The sequence below is a fragment of the Pseudomonas sp. W17 genome (assembly GCF_040268305.1).
Classification (GTDB): Bacteria; Pseudomonadota; Gammaproteobacteria; order Pseudomonadales; family Pseudomonadaceae; genus Aquipseudomonas; species Aquipseudomonas protegens.
Map to the genome: position 1 here is coordinate 2,654,547 of NZ_CP158490.1, position 19,713 is coordinate 2,674,259.

At 66.2% G+C, this 19,713-nt stretch carries 24 protein-coding genes; 11 read left to right on the top strand and 13 right to left on the bottom strand.

Going from position 1 to position 19,713, the window contains the following annotated elements; all coding sequences use genetic code 11:
• Positions 1–30: 30 nt before the first annotated feature.
• On the bottom strand, positions 31–975 hold the full coding sequence (locus ABCR88_RS12360; RefSeq protein WP_350404655.1) for a LysR family transcriptional regulator: 945 nt from the start codon (positions 973–975) through the stop codon (positions 31–33).
• A gap of 191 nt (positions 976–1,166) precedes the next feature.
• Between ABCR88_RS12360 and ABCR88_RS12365 the strand changes: the two genes are divergently transcribed.
• Together ABCR88_RS12365 and ABCR88_RS12370 are read left to right on the top strand one after the other, a co-directional pair.
• Entirely contained in the window at positions 1,167–1,592 is a 426-nt protein-coding gene (locus tag ABCR88_RS12365; RefSeq protein ID WP_225368796.1) for a DMT family transporter, read from the top strand.
• Positions 1,593–1,594: 2 nt separating this feature from the next.
• Positions 1,595–2,047, top strand: a complete 453-nt coding sequence (locus ABCR88_RS12370) for a DMT family transporter (RefSeq protein WP_011060563.1) — start codon at positions 1,595–1,597, stop codon at positions 2,045–2,047.
• 7 nt (positions 2,048–2,054) lie between these two features.
• On the opposite strand, the gene ABCR88_RS12375 is transcribed toward ABCR88_RS12370, so the two are convergent.
• From ABCR88_RS12375 to glcD, 4 genes are read right to left on the bottom strand one after another with little or no spacing between them, the layout of a single operon-like run.
• Entirely contained in the window at positions 2,055–2,462 is a 408-nt protein-coding gene (locus ABCR88_RS12375) for a heme-binding protein (RefSeq protein WP_011060564.1), read from the bottom strand.
• A 23-nt stretch (positions 2,463–2,485) separates the two neighbouring features.
• A complete protein-coding gene (gene glcF, locus ABCR88_RS12380) occupies positions 2,486–3,703 on the bottom strand; it encodes a glycolate oxidase subunit GlcF (protein ID WP_350404657.1) in 1,218 nt (405 codons plus the stop codon).
• A gap of 3 nt (positions 3,704–3,706) precedes the next feature.
• Positions 3,707–4,771 (bottom strand): glycolate oxidase subunit GlcE, encoded by a 1,065-nt coding sequence (glcE, locus tag ABCR88_RS12385; protein ID WP_350023912.1) that lies wholly within the window; start codon positions 4,769–4,771, stop codon positions 3,707–3,709.
• Positions 4,771–6,270 (bottom strand): glycolate oxidase subunit GlcD, encoded by a 1,500-nt coding sequence (gene glcD, locus ABCR88_RS12390; protein WP_276494917.1) that lies wholly within the window; start codon positions 6,268–6,270, stop codon positions 4,771–4,773. The genes glcE and glcD overlap by 1 nt, the downstream gene beginning before the upstream one ends.
• Before the next feature lie 231 nt (positions 6,271–6,501).
• Between glcD and glcC the strand changes: the two genes are divergently transcribed.
• Together glcC and ABCR88_RS12400 are read left to right on the top strand one after the other, a co-directional pair.
• Positions 6,502–7,269 (top strand): transcriptional regulator GlcC, encoded by a 768-nt coding sequence (glcC, locus tag ABCR88_RS12395; protein ID WP_011060568.1) that lies wholly within the window; start codon positions 6,502–6,504, stop codon positions 7,267–7,269.
• A 132-nt stretch (positions 7,270–7,401) separates the two neighbouring features.
• On the top strand, positions 7,402–7,572 hold the full coding sequence (locus ABCR88_RS12400; protein WP_053157581.1) for a metallothionein: 171 nt from the start codon (positions 7,402–7,404) through the stop codon (positions 7,570–7,572).
• Between the two features lie 49 nt (positions 7,573–7,621).
• Here the strand turns inward: ABCR88_RS12400 and ABCR88_RS12405 are convergent, their stop codons facing one another.
• Positions 7,622–7,849, bottom strand: a complete 228-nt coding sequence (locus tag ABCR88_RS12405; RefSeq protein WP_011060569.1) for a DUF6555 family protein — start codon at positions 7,847–7,849, stop codon at positions 7,622–7,624.
• Positions 7,850–8,073: 224 nt separating this feature from the next.
• Between ABCR88_RS12405 and ABCR88_RS12410 the strand changes: the two genes are divergently transcribed.
• From ABCR88_RS12410 to ABCR88_RS12420, 3 genes are all read left to right on the top strand, one after another.
• On the top strand, positions 8,074–8,847 hold the full coding sequence (locus ABCR88_RS12410; RefSeq protein WP_041117284.1) for a helix-turn-helix transcriptional regulator: 774 nt from the start codon (positions 8,074–8,076) through the stop codon (positions 8,845–8,847).
• 229 nt (positions 8,848–9,076) lie between these two features.
• A complete protein-coding gene (locus ABCR88_RS12415) occupies positions 9,077–9,250 on the top strand; it encodes a DUF1427 family protein (protein ID WP_015635062.1) in 174 nt (57 codons plus the stop codon).
• A gap of 41 nt (positions 9,251–9,291) precedes the next feature.
• Positions 9,292–10,248, top strand: a complete 957-nt coding sequence (locus tag ABCR88_RS12420; RefSeq protein WP_053157584.1) for a zinc-binding alcohol dehydrogenase family protein — start codon at positions 9,292–9,294, stop codon at positions 10,246–10,248.
• A gap of 105 nt (positions 10,249–10,353) precedes the next feature.
• Here the strand turns inward: ABCR88_RS12420 and ABCR88_RS12425 are convergent, their stop codons facing one another.
• Both ABCR88_RS12425 and ABCR88_RS12430 read right to left on the bottom strand, forming a co-directional pair.
• The gene (locus ABCR88_RS12425) at positions 10,354–11,382 is read right to left on the bottom strand and encodes a purine nucleoside permease (RefSeq protein ID WP_350404658.1); all 1,029 of its coding nucleotides are present in this window, start codon (positions 11,380–11,382) and stop codon (positions 10,354–10,356) included.
• 87 nt (positions 11,383–11,469) lie between these two features.
• Complete coding sequence (locus ABCR88_RS12430; RefSeq protein ID WP_350023915.1) at positions 11,470–12,426, bottom strand: nucleoside-specific channel-forming protein Tsx; 957 nt, start codon at positions 12,424–12,426, stop codon at positions 11,470–11,472.
• 298 nt (positions 12,427–12,724) lie between these two features.
• On the opposite strand from ABCR88_RS12430, the gene ABCR88_RS12435 reads away from it, so the two are divergent.
• Genes ABCR88_RS12435 through mnmH form a run of 3 tightly spaced genes read left to right on the top strand, consistent with a single transcriptional unit; the run spans position 12,725 to position 15,268 of the window.
• Positions 12,725–13,090, top strand: coding sequence for a nuclear transport factor 2 family protein (locus tag ABCR88_RS12435; RefSeq protein WP_350404659.1), 366 nt, complete (start codon positions 12,725–12,727; stop codon positions 13,088–13,090).
• Between the two features lie 43 nt (positions 13,091–13,133).
• Entirely contained in the window at positions 13,134–14,168 is a 1,035-nt protein-coding gene (selD, locus tag ABCR88_RS12440; protein WP_350023917.1) for a selenide, water dikinase SelD, read from the top strand.
• Positions 14,168–15,268, top strand: a complete 1,101-nt coding sequence (gene mnmH / locus ABCR88_RS12445) for a tRNA 2-selenouridine(34) synthase MnmH (protein WP_350023918.1) — start codon at positions 14,168–14,170, stop codon at positions 15,266–15,268. The genes selD and mnmH overlap by 1 nt, the downstream gene beginning before the upstream one ends.
• Positions 15,269–15,320: 52 nt before the next feature.
• On the opposite strand, the gene ABCR88_RS12450 is transcribed toward mnmH, so the two are convergent.
• The 5 genes from ABCR88_RS12450 to ABCR88_RS12470 form a co-directional block, all read right to left on the bottom strand.
• Positions 15,321–15,662 carry a hypothetical protein gene (locus ABCR88_RS12450; protein WP_350023919.1) on the bottom strand — a complete coding sequence of 114 codons (342 nt, stop codon included), beginning with the start codon at positions 15,660–15,662 and terminating at the stop codon, positions 15,321–15,323.
• A gap of 460 nt (positions 15,663–16,122) precedes the next feature.
• On the bottom strand, positions 16,123–16,464 hold the full coding sequence (locus tag ABCR88_RS12455; RefSeq protein ID WP_350404660.1) for a type II toxin-antitoxin system HicB family antitoxin: 342 nt from the start codon (positions 16,462–16,464) through the stop codon (positions 16,123–16,125).
• A complete protein-coding gene (locus ABCR88_RS12460; RefSeq protein ID WP_019094202.1) occupies positions 16,461–16,712 on the bottom strand; it encodes a type II toxin-antitoxin system HicA family toxin in 252 nt (83 codons plus the stop codon). Before ABCR88_RS12460 ends, ABCR88_RS12455 begins: the two co-directional genes overlap by 4 nt.
• An 87-nt stretch (positions 16,713–16,799) precedes the next feature.
• On the bottom strand, positions 16,800–17,855 hold the full coding sequence (locus ABCR88_RS12465) for a permease (RefSeq protein ID WP_350023921.1): 1,056 nt from the start codon (positions 17,853–17,855) through the stop codon (positions 16,800–16,802).
• 107 nt (positions 17,856–17,962) lie between these two features.
• Entirely contained in the window at positions 17,963–18,739 is a 777-nt protein-coding gene (locus ABCR88_RS12470) for an IclR family transcriptional regulator (protein ID WP_350023922.1), read from the bottom strand.
• Between the two features lie 171 nt (positions 18,740–18,910).
• Here ABCR88_RS12470 and ABCR88_RS12475 point away from each other — a divergent pair, with 171 nt between their 5' ends.
• A complete protein-coding gene (locus tag ABCR88_RS12475) occupies positions 18,911–19,681 on the top strand; it encodes an ABC transporter substrate-binding protein (RefSeq protein WP_337153463.1) in 771 nt (256 codons plus the stop codon).
• The last annotated feature ends 32 nt before the right edge of the window (positions 19,682–19,713 follow it).

Sequence of the window (19,713 nt, forward strand, 5' to 3'; positions counted from 1 at the left end):
TTGCCGCCGCCTTCGCTGGCAAGCCAGCTCCTACGGGGCGGGGCGGCGGTCCCAGTAAGGCTCGGGGCCGAATTTCTCGACGAAGAAGTCGATCACCGTGCGCACTTTCACTGACAGCCGTCGGCTGCCGGGCCAGAGGGCGGCGATCTGTTGCGGTTCGAGGCTGGTGGCCACGTCGAAGTCTTCGAACAAGGCCACCAGCCGGCCCTGGTGCAGGGCTTCGCCAATCAGCCAGGAAGGGAACATCACCAGCCCCAGGCCTTGTTCGGCGGCCTGGGTCAGGGTGTCGGCGTGGTTGCCGGTCAGCGGGCCCTTGACGCTATAGGGCGTCCAGTCTGCCCGGCCCTGGCGGAAGAACCAGCGCTGCTGGCCGGTCTCGCCCTTGTAGGCCAGGCACTGGTGCCGGTGCAGTTGCTCCGGATGGTGCGGGGTGCCGTGCCGGGCCAGGTACGCCGGGCTGGCCGCTACCCGGTAGCGCTGCGGGGCCAGCAGGCGCGCCTGCATCGAGGAGTCTTCCAGGGTGCCGATGCGAAACAGCAGGTCGGTGCTGTCCTGCAAGGGGTCGATGTAGCGGTCGGTCTGCTGGATATCCAGCTGCAGCTTCGGGTAGCGCCCGTGCAGTTCACCGAGCCAGGGCGACAGGTGGCGCTGGCCAAAGACCACCGGGGCGTTGATCCGCACCAGCCCGGCCGGCTCGTCCTGCTGTTCCTGCAACGCCTGTTCGGCTTCCTCCCACTGCGCCAGCATCCGCCGCGCGTGGTGCCCCAGCAGGCGCCCGGCCTCGGTGGGGCTGACGGCGCGGGTGTGGCGGTAGAGCAACTGCTGGCCCAGGGCCTGTTCCATCAGTTGGATCTGCCGTGAAATGGACGAGGGCGCCAACCCCTCGCGGCGCGCCACGGCAGAAAAACTGCCCTGGTCGAGCACGGCGATAAACAGGCGCAGGGCCTTGAAACCGAGGTCGTTGAAACCGTGCATGGGTCGATCCTGCTGTGCGTTTTGCGCAAAGGTGTTGTCGACATGCTCCCATTTATCGCAAAGCTTGCGCAATCGATAATGCCGGCCATTCCTTGATGTCGAGCAGGTGTTGCATGTCCTCTGAAACCATAGAAGTACCGCTGCCCAACCCGGTGGTGAACGCTGTACCCGCTGCGGGCTGGCAGCGCCTGATGCTGTTGCCGCTGGTGATCCTGGCGGGCATGGGCCTGTCAGTGGAGGCCGGTCTGCTGGGCCCGCTGGGGAGCCAGGTGGGCCATCTGTGGGCGACCCTGAGCATCTTCGGCGTGGGCACGGCGCTGCTGTTGCTGCTGCTGTTGTTCAGCGGCCCGCAGCCCGGCCCGGCCTTCAGCCAGTTGCCGCGCTGGCAGTTGCTGGGCGGGGTGCTGGGGCCGATCTACGTGGTGGTGCTGACGTTGGCCACGCCCCATATCGGCATTGCCATGACCATGATCGCGATCCTTTCCGGGCAGGTGGGCAAAAGCGTGCTGATCGACCATTTCGGCTGGTTCGGCAGCGCCCGCAAGCCGGTCAATGCCGAACGCTGGCTGGCCCTGGCGCTGATTGTGCTGGCCCTAATTCTGATTGCCCGAGGTTGAAGATGAATCTGTTTCTATTGCTGGTTGTGGTGGTGGCCGCCGGTGCGGTGCTGAGTGTGCAGGCGGCGATCAATGGCCGCCTGGGGGAAAGCGTCGGTGTGTTGCGCAGCAGCCTGCTGACCTTTGCCGTGGGTGCCCTGATCACCGGGCTGCTGATCGTGTTTTTCCAGCCGCCCCAGGCCATGAGCCTGCTGCAGGCGCCGAAATGGCAACTGACCGGCGCGTTGTTCGGCGTGGTCTACATGCTGGTGATGGTGGGGGCCGTGCCCCGGGTCGGCACTGCGGTGGCCACGGTGGCGGTGATTCTCGGGCAGTTGGGCATGGGCATGCTGATCGACAACTTCGGCTGGTTCGGCAACCCGGCCATCGAGCTGTCGCCCAGCCGCCTGCTGGCGATGCTGTGCCTGGCCCTGGCCCTGTTGTTCATGTACCGCAGCAGCGTGCGCCGCGCCTGAATCCGCTTCAATCGCCCTCCAGGCACGCGGCGCCAGCCAGTGCCACCTGGGCGTCTTCACCGGACTTGACCCCGGAAACCCCCACCGCGCCGACCACCTGGCCGCCGACGCGGATCGGCACGCCGCCTTCCAGGGAGGTGAGCAGCGGCGCCGAGAGAAAGGCGCTGCGCCCGCCATTGACCATGTCCTCGTAGGCCTTGGTTTCGCGCCGGCCGAGGGCCGCGGTGCGGGCCTTTTCGGTGGCGATATAGGCACTGATCGGCGCGCAGCCGTCGAGGCGCTCCAGAGCCAGGGGATGGCCGCCGTCGTCGACCACGGCGATGCTCACCGCCCACCGGTGGCGTTGGGCCTCGGCGCGGGCGGCGGCGAGGATGCGGCGGGCTTCGTCTTGACCCAGTACGGCTTTGTGCTGCATGGCGAGCTCCAGGGGCGTGAGGTTCAGGGCAGGGCGGCTTCCAGCACTTCGATCCAGTGCCGTACCGGGGTCCGGCCGGCGCTGTCGAGGTGGCTCTGGCAGCCGATATTGGCGGTGGCAATGAGGTCCGGCTGGCCGCTTTCCAGGGCCCGCAGCTTGTCGTCCCGCAGTTGCCGCGCCAGCGCCGGCTGGGTCAGCGAATAGGTGCCCGCCGAACCGCAGCACAGGTGGCTGTCGGGCACCGCGGTGAGGTGAAAACCCAGGCGTTGCAGCAGGCTTTCCACGGCGCCGCCGAGCTTCTGCGCGTGCTGCAGGGTGCAGGGGCAGTGGAAGGCCAGGCGCTGGTCGCTGTGGGCGCCGAGCTGTTCCAGGGGTTCGTCCCGCAGCACTTCCACCAGGTCCCGGGCCAGGGCACTGACGCGCTGGGCCTTGCTGCGGTAGGCCGGGTCATGGGCCAGCAGGTGCTGGTAATCCTTGATGAAGGCGCCGCAGCCGCTGGCGGTCTGGACGATGGCTTCGGCCCCCAGTTGCAGGTGCGGCCACCAGGCGTCGATATTGCGCCGGGCGCGCTGCAGACCGGCTTGCTGGGCATCCAGGTGATAGTCCACTGCGCCGCAGCAGCCGGCCTCGCTGACCGGTTGCACGCTGATGCCCAGGCGATCCAGGACCCGCGCTGCGGCGGCGTTGGTATTGGGTGACAGCCCCGGCTGCACGCAGCCTTCGAGCAGCAGCACGCGCCGTGCATGGCGCAGGGGCGGACGCGGTTTGGCGGTGGGCACCTGGCGCGGTAGCTTGTCCTGCAGGGCCTGGGGCAGCAGCGGGCGCAGGCGGCTACCGCCATGGATCAGGGCCTTGAACAGCTGCGGGTTGGCGCTCAGCGCCCGCAGGCCGCGGCGCAACAATTGCTGGCCGGCGGGCCGGGGCAGGGCGGCATCCACCGCGGCGCGGCCGATGTCCAGCAGGTTGTGGTAGTCGACCCCGGAAGGGCAGGTGCTTTCGCAGTTGCGGCACGACAGGCAGCGGTCCAGGTGCTGCTGCGTCTGGGCGGTGGCCGGGGCGCCTTCGAGCACCTGCTTGATCAGGTAGATGCGCCCCCGCGGGCCGTCCAGCTCATCGCCCTGCAACTGGTAGGTGGGGCAGGTGGCGTTGCAGAAGCCGCAATGCACGCAACTGCGCAGGATGCGCTCGGCTTCGGCGGCCCGGGGCAGTTGCCGGGCCTCGGGGCTGAGGGTGGTCTGCATGGTCTAGAGCTCCGCGTAGAGTCGGCCGGGGTTGAAGATCCCTTGCGGGTCCAGCTTGGCCTTGAGGCGCTGGTGGTAGTGCAGCAGGGGCGGCGCCAGGGGCTGGAACGGGCTGTCCAGCAGGCCGTGGCTGTAGCAGCTGGCGTGGCCGCCAACGGCGCTGACAACGGCGCGGATGTCGGCGGCCGTGGCATCGGTCTTCAGCCAGCGCTGGGCGCCGCCCCAGTCCAGCAGTTGTTCGCCGGGCAGGGGCAGCAGCGGCGTGTTGTGCGGCACCGACAGGCGCCACAGCGGCAGGCCGGGGTTGAAAAAATCCAGTTGCTGCTCGTTGAGCTGGCTCCAGTAGCCCGGGTCCAGGGGCTCGCCGCCGAGCCGGTCATGGGCCGCCGCCACCGAGCCTTCACCGCCCTCCAGGCGCAGGTGCAGGCGTTCGCCGTCATGGCAGGCGGCGCTGATGGGCAAGGGCTGCTGGCCCCATTCGGCAAGCTGGGCGAGGGCCCGCTGGCGGTCCATTTCCAGGCTCAGGCTCAGGCATTGCCGGGGCTTGGGCAGGACCTTCAGCGAGACCTCGGTGACCAGCCCCAGGCAGCCGTAGCTGCCGGCCATCAGCCGCGACAGGTCATAGCCGGCGACGTTCTTCATCACCTCGCCGCCAAACCGCAGGTGCTGGCCGCTGCCGCTGATGACCCGGGTGCCGAGGACGAAATCGCGCACCGCCCCGGCCCAGGGCCGGCGCGGCCCGGACAGGCCGCTGGCGAGCATGCCGCCCAGGGTCGCGCCCGCGCCGAAGGACGGCGGTTCGCAGGGCAGCATCTGCCCGGCGGCGTCCAGGGTGGCGTGCAGCTCGGCGAGCGGCGTACCGGCCCGGGCGCTGATCACCAGCTCCGTGGGGTCGTAGCTGACGATGCCGCGATGGCTGCGGGTATCGAGTATTTCCCCGGCACTCTCGCGGCCGAGAAAGGCCTTGCTGTTGGAACCCTGGATGCGCAGCGCGGTGTTGCTCGCCAAGGCATCGCGCACTTGTTCCAGCAAGGTCTCGGCGGCGTCGAAATCGCTGGCCACGTTCATCAGAATCGCTCCAGTTCGGGGAAGGGCAGTTGCCCGTGGTGGATGTGCATGGCGCCAAATTCGGCGCAGCGGTGCAGGGTCGGGATGTTCTTCCCCGGGTTGAGCAGGCCGCTGGGGTCGAAGGCCGCCTTGATGGCGTGGAACAGGGTCAGCTCGTGGTGGTTGAACTGGGCGCACATCTGGTTGATTTTCTCCCGGCCCACCCCGTGTTCGCCGGTGATGCTGCCGCCCACTGCCACGCACAGTTCGAGGATCTTGCCCCCCAGGGCCTCGGCCCGCTCAAGCTCGCCGGGCTGGTTGGCGTCGAACAGGATCAAGGGGTGCATGTTGCCGTCGCCGGCATGGAACACGTTGGCCACCCGCAGCTGGTGTTCGTCGGCCAGGCGGGCGATGCCCCGCAGCACCCCCGGCAGCTCGCGGCGGGGAATGGTGCCGTCCATGCAGTAGTAGTCCGGGGACAAGCGCCCCACCGCCGGGAAGGCGTTCTTGCGCCCGGCCCAGAAACGCACGCGCTCGGCCTCGTCCCGGGCCAGGCGCACCTCGCTGGCGCCGGCCTGTTCCAGCACCTGGCGCACCCGCTCGCAATCGTCGTGGACATCGGCTTCCACGCCGTCCAGCTCGCACAGCAGGATGGCCTCGGCGTCCACCGGGTAGCCGGCATGGATGAAGTCCTCGGCGGCGCGGATCGCCAGGTTGTCCATCATCTCCAGGCCGCCGGGGATGATGCCCGCGGCAATGATGTCGGCCACGGCGCGGCCGGCGGCTTCCACCGAGTCGAAGGCCGCCAGCAGCACCTTGGCGATCTGCGGCTTGGGCAGCAGCTTGACCGTGACTTCGGTGATCACCCCCAGCAGGCCTTCGGAGCCGGTGAACAGCGCCAGCAGGTCGAAGCCCGGCGCGTCCAGGGCCTCGCTGCCCAGGGTCAGGGGCTGGCCTTCGACGCTGAGCATCTGGACCTTGAGCAGGTTGTGCACGGTCAGGCCGTATTTCAGACAATGCACGCCGCCGGCGTTTTCCGCGACATTGCCGCCAATCGAACAGGCGATCTGCGAAGAGGGGTCGGGGGCGTAGTACAGGCCCCAAGGCGCGGCGGCCTGGGAGATCGCCAGGTTGCGCACCCCGGGCTGGAGCCGGGCGCAACGGGCGGCGGGGTCGATCTGGAGGATTTCCTTGAAGCGCGCCATCACCAGCAGCAGGCCCTTTTCCAGGGGCAGGGCGCCACCGGACAGGCCCGTGCCGGCGCCCCGGGCCACCACCGGCACCCGATGGGCGTGGCAGATCTGCAGGATGCGCTGCACCTGGTCCAGGTGCCGGGGCAGGGCCACCAGCATCGGCGTGCTGCGGTAGGCGCTCAGGCCATCGCATTCGTAGGGTTTGAGCTGTTGCTCCTGGTCCAGCAGCTCCAGCTCCGGTAGCTGCTGGCGCAGGGCCTGGATCAGGGCCTGGCGGTCGACGTCGGGCAGGGCGCCATCGAGGCGTTCGTCGTAGAGAATCGTCATGGCGGCTAAGGACCTTGTGTGGTTTTTATCAGGTCGCGAATGCTGTACGGCTGCCTTGCATGATTGGCCCGGCGGGCTTTAGTGTCCATGTGCGTTGGCAGTGGTCGAACCACTTTGTTTTCCAGGGCAGGCCGGGCTTTTTCCAAAAAATCAGTTTTTTCAAACGCTTGGCGGGCACGCAGGAATAGCCGGACAAATGGCACAGGGCTGGTCATACCAGTGGGAGGAAGCATGCAGGACACGCAAGCGGGGCGTCGGCCCCAGGTGGCGGACCTGGTCTGCGCACGGATCGAGCGGCTGATCGTCGACGGGGTATTCAAGACCGGCCAGTTGCTGCCCTCGGAACGGCGCCTGACGGCCAAACTCGGGGTTTCGCGCACGGCCCTGCGCGAGGGCCTGAAACTGCTGCGGGCGCGGGGCATCATCGACACTCGACAGGGCCGCGGCTCCCAGGTGGCGCAACTGTCGGCTCCGGCGGCGCAGTCGCCGCTGATGCATCTGTTCAGCTCCCAGCCCCGCACCCTCTACGACCTGCTGGAAGTGCGCAGCCTGCTTGAAGGCGAGTCGGCGCGGCTGGCGGCCCTGCGCGGCACCGAAGCGGATTTCGTGCTGATCGAGCGCGCCTACCAGGCCCTGCTGCAGGCCCATGAACAGGCCCTGGAGCCCGCCGCCCTGGCGCGCCTGGACCACGCCTTTCACCTGGCGATCTGCGAGGCCTCGCACAACCCGGTGCTGGTACAGACCCTGGGCTCGCTCACCGACCTGCTGCTGAATTCGGTGTTCGCCTCGGTCAACAACCTCTATCACCGCCCGGCGCCCAAGCGCCAGATCGACCGCCAGCATGCGCGGCTGTACAACGCAGTCACCGGGCGCCTGCCGGAACAGGCGCGCAAGGCGGCGGTGGCGCATATCCAGGGCATTGCCCGCAACCTCAGGGACATCGAGGACGAAGAACAGCGGCTGGTGCGCGCTACCTTGCGTTTGCAGGGCTGGGAGTGAGGGGCCGACCATCAGTCGCGTGCGCCCTGGCCGGGCGGTGCCTTGGCCTAACCTGTGGGGACTCGGCCCGAGCGGGGCGCTCGGTGAAGCACCCGCCCAAAGGCCCGAGCCTTGAACCCTAGGAGCCATGCCATGTCCACGCAAACCTGTGCCTGCCCGGCCTGCACCTGCAAGCTGGGCGCCCATGCCATCGTCCGTCACGGCAAGCACTACTGCTGCCAGGCGTGCGCCGACCATCACGCCCACGGCGAGCCTTGCGCTTGCACCGAAGGCTGCAAATGCGCCAAGGGCGCCCACGGCTGAGAGGGGATCGGCGGGTGGGGCCGTGCGGCTCCACCCGCGTTGCTGCGTCCTAGACCGAAGGGCGCCAGGTGACGTTTTCGATACCGAACTTTTCGGCCATGGGCTTGCTGGTCTTCTTCACCCGTTCGCGGCCGAAACGTCCTATCCGACCCACTCCAGCGTCGCAACTGGCCCAGTGCCAGGCCTCGGCGTTGTCCATCTTTTCCTGGCGGATGATGAAGGACTTGGGGGCGCCGTGGAGGGTGTATTCGATGACGAAAAGTTTTGCGTTGTTCATAAAGCCTTTGTTCCTCCCTGTGATCTTTTAGTGATCCTGGCGCGGCGGAAAAATTCACTCTGATTGTCCGCCCGGGCTACCGACGGTCATGGGCCGCCAGCCGCTCTATCCGAATGGATTCCCGAGCGGCGCCCAGGCCTTCATCCGGATGGGCACGGCAGCGGTTGGCGGCGCCCCGGGCGGCTGGTTACCATGGGCGCCCGCCGACCTGCCGCGACCTTGCCATGGCCCTAGCCGCACCCCCCGACCTCAGCGACCCCGCGATCCCGGTGCAACCCCTGGCCCGCACCTATCCGCGGGGCTTGTTCATCGAGCCCCATGAACACGATTGGGGCCAGTTGCTCTACGCCATGAGCGGGGTGATGTGGGTCGAGACGCCCCATGAAGCCCTGGTGGTGCCGCCCCAGCGCGCGGTGTGGTTGCCGCCGGGGGTGAGCCACGGGATTCGCGTGGTCAGCGACCTGCAGATGCGCAACATCTACCTGCGCCCGTCCCTGGCGGCGACCCTGGACCCCAGCGTCCAGGTGCTGCAGGTGGACAACTTGCTGCGCGAATTGATCGTGCGCCTGGTGGAACTCGACCCGCCGCAGCCGGAGTACTACGAGGCGCTGGTGGGGCTGGCCCTGCTGGAACTGCGCCGGGCTCGCCGCTCGCAATTGAAGATAGCCCTGCCGGACGCCTCCGACCGGCGCCTGGGCAGCCTGTGCCAGGCGGTGATGGCGGCGCCGTCCCTGGCCATCTCCTTTGAACAGCACGCCGATGCGGCGGGGGCCAGCGTGCGCACCCTGGCGCGGCTGTTCAAGGAGCAGTTGGGCGTGGGCTTTGCCGAATGGCGGCGCCAGGTGCAACTGGCCACCGCTGCCGCGGAGCTGATCCAGGGTGTACCGGTGAGCCGCATTGCCCGAGAGCTGGGTTATTCCCCCAGCAGCTTCAGCGACATGTTCCGCCGGGAACTGGGGGTCGCGCCTTCCCAGTACGCCAGCGCCAGCCAGGTGTAGCCGCTGCCACAGGCTCGGGCCGCGTTCGGACGAACGGCTCCGCAGGAGACGTGAAGATCCGGAGAGCGCCGGATGTGCATCAGGCGGACGCCAGCCAAGCGACCGCCAGGGTTTCGGCCTTGGCCGAAATCCTGAAGCACTTGGCCGATGCCGCGGGACCGTGCCACCTAGACTGTGCCGCACACGCCACTTCACCCCGGCATGAGCCGCACGGCCTCTGGAGCGCAGCATGAACTACCTGATTTCCCTGGCCGCCGGCCTGTTGGTCGGCCTGCTTTACGGCGCCTTGCAGGTGCGTTCTCCGGCGCCGCCGGCAATTGCCCTGGTTGGCCTCTTGGGCATGCTCGGCGGTGAGCAGTTGTGGCCCCTGGGGCGCCAGTTGCTCGGCAGCTGGCTGTCCTGAACACGCATTTTTCCTTTCTCCCCCGACTCATGGAACCGACGATGAAAGCACTGCAATTTTCCGCCACCGGCGACCTCGCGGCCCTGCACGTAGTGGACCTGCCCACCCCGGTACCGGGTGCTGGCCAGGTGCTGGTGCGCATCAAGGCCGCGGGCCTCAACCCCAGTGATGTGAAGAACGTCCTCGGGCGCTTTCCCTACACCACACTGCCGCGGGTGCCCGGGCGGGACTTTGCCGGGGTGGTGGAGCAGGGGCCGGCGCAACTGCTGGGCCAGGAAGTCTGGGGCACCGGCAAGGAGCTGGGCTTCTTCGCCGACGGCAGCCATGCCCAGTACGTGGTGCTGTCCGCCCAGGGCGTGGCCCGCAAGCCACGGCACCTGAGCTTTGCCCAGGCCGCAAGCCTCGGGGTGCCCTACACCACAGCCTGGGATGCCCTGGAGCGCAGTGGCGTAGCCCGTGGCACCCGGCTGCTGGTTATCGGCGGCGGCGCGGTGGCCTCGGCGGCCCTGGCCCTGGCCAAGGTGCGCGGGGCCCGGGTGCTGGCGGCGGCGCGCCGGGTGGAGCAGGTCCAGGCGCTTGAAGCCCAGGGCTACCCGACCTTGCACCTGCAACAGCCGGAAACCCTGGCGGCCCAGGTGGCCGAAGTCTATGCCGGCGGTGCCGAGGTGATCTTCGACACCACCGGCTTCTGGCTGCCGGCCTCGGTGCCGGCCCTGGCCACCTTTGGCCGCATCGCCATCATCGCCGCCCCGGTGGACGGCCATGTGCAACTGCCGGCCCTGGCGCTGTACCGCAAGGGTGGCTCGGTGGTGGGGATCAACTCGCTGTTGTATGGCGTAGAGGCGTGCGCGGCGATGCTGGAGCAGTTCGGTCGCTATTTCGATGAAGGCCTGCTGCCGCTGCCGGAAGGCCTGGTGGAATCGCCGCTGGAGCGGGGGCTGGAGCGTTATGCCGAAGTGAACCAGGGGCGCGGCGAAAAAATCATCCTCATCCCCTGAGCGCAGCGGCCATCCCTGCGTAGGAGCCCGCTTGCTGGCGAAGAGGGCCTTGAGACCTCCATCGCCGGCAAGCGGTACGCCGCCTGGCCGCTCCCGGGAGAGAAATCAGGTCTCGGGCACGCCCTTTTCCCAGGCCGACCAGTTGCCGAGGATGTCCTGCACCAGGGGGTTGCCCGCCCGGTAGAGGTTTTCCAGGGCCGGGACAAAGCCGCCCTGGTCGGCGTACTTGAGCAGGTTGTCCACTTCGCTGGCCCCCGGGGCCGGGCGGTCGAAGTCGGAACCGGCGCGCACCACCGCCAGGCGCTGGATGTCCAGTAGGCCCTCGCGGCTGGCCCGCAGCAAGGCTTCGTAGGTGGAGTTGTCTTCCTGCTGGGTGGTGCAATAGGTGCCTTTGTTGTCGGTCAGCAAGCGGGTCCAGACTTCAGCCCGTTCGCTCAGGCGGGTGCCGGAAAACCAGGTATTGCCCGCCAGGGTGTCGCAACGGGTCACCACCGGTGGCTGGTTGGCCGGGGCCTTGGGGTATTTCAGGCGCCAGGCCGCCGACTCCTTGCTCTCGCTCAGGGCCACGTTGCGGCTCAGGGCGAAGGCCTTGGCCTGGAGCTTGGGGTTCAGCTCGAAGACTTCGGTCTTGTAGTCCAGGGGCGGTTTTTCGTTCGGCCCCTTGGTGTTGATCCCCAGGTAGCCGTTGGGCCAGCCCTCGGGCGCATCCCGGGAGTCGATTTCCCACTGGGTGCCGAACTCCACCAGGTAATGGGCCCAGGCGGCGGTGCCGATGGTGCCGTGCTGGGGGCTGATGCCGGCGATCCCGGCAATCAGGAAATAGCTCTTGCGCAGGTCGAATTTGGGCGACAGGGCCAGGGCCAGGGTCGACGCCGCGGCATTGGTCTGGCCCATGCCCGTGGTCAACAGGCACACCTCCCGGTCGTTGCAGCGAATCACCGGATACTCCGCCGCCAGCCCCGGCACGCGGATCTCGCGCTTGAGCTCCAGGCGCTCGATCCAGTGCTGCGCTTCCGGCGCGAACATGCTGATCAGCACCACCTTGGGCTTGATCGGTGCCTCACTGGCCCAGGCGCCGCTAGCCACCAGTGCACTCAAGCCCATTGCCCACGAAACCTTTTGAATCCCACGCATACAACCTCCATGACTGCCGTTAATTGGCGCTTATCCTGCCTGATCCAGGTTGCAACTCAGCGCAACCTGTTCCGTCTTGGCACTGCTCTAGAACTGATAGCCCACCCCCGCGTAATAGCCCCAGCCATTGGAGCGGGCGCGAAATTCGCCGTCGCCGAAATTCAGCACGCTGCCGTCTTCCCAGTTGCCGCCGTTGTGGAAGTAGCGGCCCACCAGAGTGAAGCGCAGGTGGGTGAAGGAATAGAGCAGCACGTTGGTGGCCACCGTGGCGTTGGCGGTGCGGGCCGGGTTGTCCTTGTGCAGGTCGGAGCCGAAATCGAAGTTGGTGAAGCCGATGTAGGTCAGCGAGGCACCGTTGCTGAAGCTGTCGATGGGCACGATGTATTTCAGCTGGGCGCGGTAGCCGTCCCAGGAGTATTCGTTGCTGGCGCCGTAGTTTTCCCACTGGTAGCGGCCGTAGAAGTTGGCCGAGAGGTTGACCCGCGAATGGGTGTCGATGTCGGTGCCCAGGCCGCTGTAGAGGGTGTTGGCGCGGTTGGCGGTGCGGCTGCCGTGGTCGTAGATCCAGTCGAAGGCCACATACCACTCCTTGAACGGGCCGATGGCCAGGCTGCGGCCGGCCAGATAGTCGATGGAGATTCGCGGCTCGTGCTCCATGAACAGCGGCGAGCCGTGGTCCCAGATGCCCTTGTCGTGGCTGTTGCCGATGTCGAGGATCTTCGGCAGGTCGATGTAGCCGTACAGCTCGAAGGGGCCCTTGCGCCCGAAGTATTCGTATTCCAGGTAGATGTCGTCTGCCGGGCGCGGGCCGAAACTGATGTCCTTGCTGCCGATGAGCATCAGGTCCTGGTTGTACCAGTCGGAGAGGTAGGCGCCCTGTTTGGCCGGTTGCACATCGGTGCTCAGGCTTTCGCCCTGGGCCGAGTCGTCCGCCGGGGCGGCGGGGGGCTGGGCGAAGGCGCTGGGTAGACCCGTAACGCCGGCCAGCCACAACGAAACAGCCAGGGTACGGCAGGACGCATGGCGTCGCAGAGGGTTGAGCATGGAAAGTCCCTGTTCTTGCAGTGTGAAGTCCCTTGTGCTCGACACTTCGAAAGAAGGCGGCGAACACCCACAAAATTACAACTCGCAAACGTTTGCATATGGCGTACCAACTTGAAACAGCGGCTTGCGACAAAGGCGTGAATGGCCGCTGGATTGGCGCTTGGGACGGGGTGCGTGCCGATGGCGGGGAGGGCCGGGCGCTGCATGCCTGTGCAATGCCCGGCCCCCAGGCCCGGCGCTGGTGCAGGCGCGCAATGCTAGAGTGCGCCACTTACCCGCCACCACCTCGGGAGTGACCATGGAGCTGTCCGACCATCTGCTGATGCTTGAACGCCAGTTGCAACAGGCCGAAGTGCGTGCCGATCGCCAGGCGCTGGAGGCCTTGCTGGCCGATAACTTTCTTGAGTTCGGCGCCAGCGGTGGGCGCTGGGACAAGGCTCAGGTGCTGGCCAGCCTGCCGCAGCAGGTGTTCATCGAACGGCGCATCAGCGAGTTCGCCGTGCAGTGCCTGGGGGCCGACCTGGCCCAGGTCACCTACCTGTGCCATAACGCCGCAGTGCCCGGGCGGGCGGCCAGCAGTGCCTGGCGCAGCTCGCTATGGCGCTGCCAGGAGGGGCGCTGGCAGATGCTGTTCCATCAGGGCACGCCGCGGCCAAGTGCCTGAGGGCTCTGCTAGAATCCCGGTCCCAGACTTGACGAGGTGCCCCATGAGCGAGCCGATTCGCCTGACCCAGTACAGCCACGGAGCCGGTTGCGGCTGCAAGATTTCCCCCCAGGTACTGGAGGTGATCCTGGCCGGCAGCGGGGCGCAGAACCTCGACCCCAAGCTCTGGGTCGGCAATGCCTCGCGCGATGACGCGGCGGTGTACGCCATCGATGAAGAGCGCGGCGTGGTCTCCACCACCGACTTCTTCATGCCCATCGTCGACGACCCCTTCGACTTCGGCCGCATCGCCGCCACCAACGCCATCAGCGACATCTACGCCATGGGCGGCGACCCGCTGATGGCCATCGCCATTCTTGGCTGGCCGGTGAACGTGCTGGCCCCGGAAATCGCCCGGGAAGTGATCCGCGGCGGCCGCGCGGTGTGCGACGCGGCGGGCATTCCCCTGGCGGGCGGCCATTCCATCGACGCACCGGAGCCGATCTTCGGCCTGGCGGTCACCGGGCTGGTGGAAAAGCGCTTCATGAAACGCAACGACACCGCCACCGCCGGTTGCCTGCTGTACCTGACCAAGCCCCTGGGGATCGGCGTGCTCACCACCGCCGAGAAAAAGGGCAAGCTGCGCAGCGAGGACATCGGCCTGGCCCGCGACTGGATGTGCACCCTGAACAAGCCCGGCAGCCTTTTCGGCAAGCTCGAAGGGGTGACCGCGATGACCGACGTCACCGGTTTCGGCCTGCTCGGGCACCTGGTGGAAATGGCCGATGGCAGTGGCCTGACCGCGCGCATTCACTACGACCGCGTACCGCGCCTGCCGGGGGTCGAGTACTACCTGGACCAGGGCTGCGTGCCCGGTGGCACCTTGCGCAACTACAGCAGCTACGCCGACAAGGTCGGGCGGGTGCAGGAACTGCACAAGCGCGTGCTTTGCGACCCGCAGACCAGTGGCGGGCTGCTGGTGGCGGTGACCCCGCAAGGCAATGCCGAGTTCCTCGCCCTGGCGGCGGAGCTGGGCCTGGAACTGGCGCCCATCGGTGAACTGGTGGAGCGACAGAGCCACGCGGTCGAGGTGTTCTGATGTCTCTGGACTGCACCGACTACCGCGAGATCTTCCTCAATGACCGGCCGATGATGGACACCCGAGCGCCGATCGAATTCACCAAGGGCGCCTTTCCCGGGGTGCTCAACTTGCCCCTGATGACCGACCAGGAGCGCCAACGGGTCGGCACCTGCTACAAGCAGCAAGGGCAGCAGGCGGCGATTGTCCTGGGGCATCAGTTGGTGTCTGGCGCGATCAAGGAACAGCGCATCCAGGCCTGGGCGGATTTTGCCCGGGCCCATCCCGACGGCCTGCTGTACTGCTTTCGCGGTGGGCTGCGCTCGCAGATCGTCCAGCAGTGGCTCAGGGAAGCGGGTATTGACTACCCGCGGGTTGGTGGCGGTTACAAGGCCATGCGTAGCTTCCTTCTGGACACCACCGAACAGGCCCTGCAGCAGTGCGATTTTGTCCTGTTGGGGGGCATGACCGGCACCGGCAAGACCCAAGTGCTGGGCCAGCTGGACAACGCCCTGGACCTGGAAGGCCACGCCAACCACCGCGGCTCCAGCTTCGGCCGCCGCGCCACCGGGCAGCCAAGCAACATCGACTTCGAAAACCGCCTGGCGGTGGACCTGCTGAAAAAGCGTGAGCGCGGCGTGCAGAGCTTTGTCCTGGAAGACGAAAACCGCATGATCGGCAGCTGCGCCTTGCCGCTGCCGCTGTACCAGAGCATGCAGGGCCTGCCTATGGTCTGGCTGGAAGACCGCCTCGACAGCCGGGTACAGCGCATCCTTGACGATTACGTGGTCAACCTCAGCGCTGAGTTCGTGGCCGTGCATGGCGAAGAAGGGTTTGCCCTGTTTGCCGAACGCCTGCTGGAAAGCCTGAACAAGATCCACAAGCGCCTCGGTGGCGAGCGTCACCAGCGCCTGTTCCTGCTGATGGAAGCCGCGCTGGCGGAACAGGCCCGCAGCGGCGACGTGGAACGGCACCGGGCCTGGATCGAAGGCCTGCTCGGCGAATACTACGACCCGATGTACGCCTTCCAGCGCGAGAGCAAGGGCGCGCGGATCGAGTTCAGCGGCGACCACGGCGCAGTGCTCGATTACCTGCGCCAGCGCCAGTCGCCCTCGCGCTAGCGCTCAATGATCCGCGCGCTCGCAGCACCTGAGCGCGCGGTGTGCGCGGGCGTCAGCCGGCAGGGCGTGGACGGTCGAGCAAGGCCTCGACCACGGCCCGGGCCATTTCCACGGAATGCACCATGGACCAGATCAGGCCGCGTTCGATGCCGCTGGCGCGCTCGGTGATTTCATCGGACACCTCCTCGGCGCACTTGAGCAGCAGGGCGACGTGCCTCAAGGCCTGTTCGGCGTTGACCCCGGCTTGCACGCTGAACAGGGTATTGCCCAGGGCATCGCGCAGGCCGAACGGGCGTGCCTGGGTAGGTTTCAGTGCGCTGAGCAGGTTGGCGTTGGCGCGATCCAGTTCGGGGTCGCGCAGTGTGCGGGGTGGATCGGGGACGAGCTTTTTCATTGGGGTACCTACGACTCTAAGGTTAAGTAGAGCCGCCGGTCTCGCTTCCACACGAGAGGGTGGCAGCCGTGCGTGGGTGTGGAAGACCGGGGAGTCTTTTGGTACCCAAAACCCGGCGCACCCGAAGGTGCCCCACGCATGGCCGCCATAACACGTATCCGCAGGCGCAAAGCGTCGGCAGGCGCGTTGAAGCGTTGGACCTATGACCCTTCCGGACTTCCACATCCGAGTCGCTGATTGTGCAGCGACCGGGGGAGACTGCCTGACGAACACCAAGGGCACAAGCCGCTCAAAGGCGTTGGCGATTCTCTCGGACAAGCCTTACAAAACAAAGCGAAAACTCTGGTTTTGGGAGCGGCATTCCCTGACCAATGTGTATTAAGACGATGCGGCGGGGCGTGTGGAAATTTTCATTGGAGGCCAGCATTCAACGAGCGCCTTGGCTTCCACGAGACACCAATCAGCCGTGATGTTGCAGGTATTCGTTCAGGGCCTGACGAGTCAGATCGTTCAACGATACATTCTGCCGGGTGGCGGCCACGGCAGCCGCTAGATGAAGGTCGTGGCCTACCCGAACGTTGAACGAGCCTTTGCAAGGGATTTCGGGCGCTGTGCCCGATTGCTTACAGGTATCCAGATAGTCGTCTACTGCCTCTTTGAAGGCCGCTTCGAGTTCAGCCACGGTCTGCCCTTCATAGCTAACCAAGGCCCTTATGAACTGAAGTTTGCCAAAGAGGCAATTGTCCTCAGTACTGACCTCGATAGAGCCGTAATAGCCCCTGTGCTGCAGTAGGTTGTTCACGGTATGAGACCTCCCGATTTCAGTTGCTCGATCACTTGGCGGCGTATGTAGGCCTTCAGCTCATTACCGGGGTGCGGTTTGTGCAGGTTGATCATTGCGCCTGGATCGCCATTGTCGAATTTTACCCGGCTGCCCGAGCCCTCCAACGGTGTGTAGCCCAGGCGCTTTAGCAGAGTGACCAGTTCCTGCCAGGAAAAGGTCCCCCGGTCGTTGAGTAACTTGGCGAGAAGCTTATCGTTCTTGGACACGGCATCCTCTTTTTTTTGCGACTAAATTTAGTTGCATAATTCAAGGGTGTCAATGTGAGTCACTTATAAGCTTCGACCACCAGGGCTCTACAACAACACCGCACCAATCAACCCGCAGACAATCCCCACCAGCATGGTCAGCACGGCCACGGTCACCAGTACCCGGGCATCGAAATCCTTACGCAGCATCAGCAGCGACGGCAGGCTGATGCTCGGCAGGGTCATCAGCAGGGCCACCGCCGGCCCGGTGCCCAGGCCCAGGGTCATCATGGTCTGGACGATGGGAATCTCCGCTGCTGTGGGGATCACGAACAGGGTCCCGGCAATCGCCAGCGGCACCAGCCACCACAGGCTGTCACCCATGGCACCGTCGATATGCGGAAACAGCCAGACCCGCGCCGCGCCCAGCACCAGTACCGCCAGTACGTAGATCGGAATGGTGCTCCAGAACAGTTGCCACAGGGTCTTGCCCCAGCGGCTGAGGAACGGCTGGTCGTTCACCGTGCTGGCTTCCACCACCGCATCCACCGCGGCTTCGGGCAGTTGCTCGGGGCCGGCGACCCGCTGCGCCACCAGGGACACGCCCAGCACCAGGACAATGCCCGCCACCAGGCGCAGGGCGGAAAAGCCCCAGCCCAGGACAAAGCCCATGAACACCAGGGTCGCCGGGTTGAGCACCGGGTTGGCGATCCAGAACGCCAGGGCCGCACCCACCGAAACCTTCTGCCGGCGCAGGCCAGCAGCCACCGGCGCGGCGCAGCAGGAACACATCATGCCCGGAAGGGCGAACAGCCCGCCGCGCAGGGTCGAGCCGAAGCCGGCGCGGCCGAACAGGCGCAGCAGCCAATCCCGGGGAATCAGCACCTGCAGCAGGGAACCCAGGATCACCGCCAGCACCGCAGCCTTCCAGATGGCCAGGAAGTACACCTGGGAATAGGCCAGGGCGGCGCTCCAGGGCGAGCTCTGCTGATCGTTGAGGATCGAGGCGCCGATGCTGTGGCTGTCGGCGGCGACAAAGGCCTTGAGGTAGTAGGGCGACCACTTCACGTAATACAGGCCGATGGCGGCGATCAGCAGGAACAGCAAGGGTTTCCACCAGAGCGCCCAGCCTTGGGCCGGGCGGGTGGGGGTGAGGTTGGACATGAAGGGAATTCCACACAAAGACAATAGGCGCGAATTGTAGCCGCTGGCGCCTCCCTAAGCTGCAAGTCTCAAGCGGCAAGCCTCAAGCCTCACCGCACGCTTGCCGCTTAGAGCGTGCGAATCGAGGTGCGGATGGCCCGGGCACATTCGATCACCGAGGGGGCGAGCTTGCGTTCGGCTTCTTCCAGGGTCCAGCGGCTGCTGGGCACCACCACGTGCACCGCGGCCACCGGCAAGCCCTTGCCGTCGAGGATGGGCGCGGCTATCGCCATGTCGCCCAGGAACAGTTCTTCCGGGTTCAGGGCATAGCCGCGGCGCTGGGTGGCGTCGATCTCGCGCTGGATCTCGTCCAGATCGGTGCGGGTGTGCCGGGTATGAGCCTTGCGCTCGCTGGCTTCGAGGATCTGCAAGGCCTCGGCGGCGGGCAGGGCGCTGAGGTAGGCGCGGCCCGAGCCGGTGCAGTACATCGGGATACGACTGCCGATGGGCATGTGGATGGGGATGAACTTGGGCGCCACGAATCGCGCTACATAGACCATGTCCAGGCCATCGGGCTCGGTGAGGTTGGTGGTTTCCCCGGTGACCTGGGCCAGCTCGGCGAGGAAGGGGTTGGCCACGTCCACCAGGGTGTCGGCGGCCAGGTAGTTGTAGCCGATCTCCATCACCCGCGGGGTCAGCTGGAAGCGCTTGGTCTGCGGGTGCTTACGCACGTAGCCCAGCTGTTCCAGGGTGTGGATCATGCGCTGCGCCGAGCTTTTGTTGATGTCGGCGGCCGTGGCGATTTCCGCCAGGTTCATGGTCCGTTGCGCGGCGTTGAAGGCCCGCAGCACCGCCAGGCCCTTCTCCAGTGACTGGTTGAAAAGGGAGTTGTTGTTATCGCTCATGACCAGTCCTTTCAGGTTATTTTGCGTTTTGAATATCGATATTCGATATTTATAAATCTCTTTACGATTTTTGTAAATTGTTTATAGTCGGTCTCATGCCTCCTGCCTTCCACAACAGAGGCTATCCATCACGGACTTCAAACAATAAAACCGTCCAATGGGAGATTCGCCATGCACACCCGCACTCGCGTCCTTGCACCCGCTGTTTTCGCATTCTGTTGCGCCCTTGGCCTGGGCCTTTCGGCGTCGGCCCAGGCCGAGCCGCTGTACAAGGTCGGGGCCACCGCCACCGGCATTCCCTTCACCTTCCTTGACGTCAAGAGCCAGAGCATCGAGGGCATGATGATCGATGCCGCCCGGGCCGTGGGCAAGGCCGGCGGTTTCGCCGTGGACATCCAGCAGACCACCTTCGCCGCACTGATCCCCTCACTGACCTCGAACAAGATCGACATCATTTCCGCTGCCATGCTGCGCACGCCGGTGCGCGAGAAAGTGGTGCAGTACTCCGACCCGGTGTTCAGCTACGGCGAGGGCCTGATCGTCAAGGCCGACGACGCCAACGACTACCGCCGCATGGAGGACCTGGCCGGGGAAACCGTCGGCGCCCAGGTCGGCACGGTGTTTATCGACGAGTTGAACAAGCGCGGGATCTTCAAGGAAGTGCGCGGCTACGACTCGATTCCCGATCTGATGCGCGACCTGGCCCTGGGGCGGATCAAGGCCGGTTTCGCCGACCGGCCGATCCTCGCCTACCAACTGGCCCAGGGCACCCAGAACAAGGTGCGGCTGGTCAAGGGCTACCAGCCGGTGGTCATGGGCGATGTCTGCCTGATCGTGCGCAAGGGCGATGCCCAGACCCTGGCCGAGGTCAATCGCGGGATCGCCGCGATCAAGGCCGACGGCACCCTGGAGCGCATCATCGAGCACTGGAAGCTCAACTGATCCAGTCGCGGCCCGGCGCCTGGCCCGGGTCC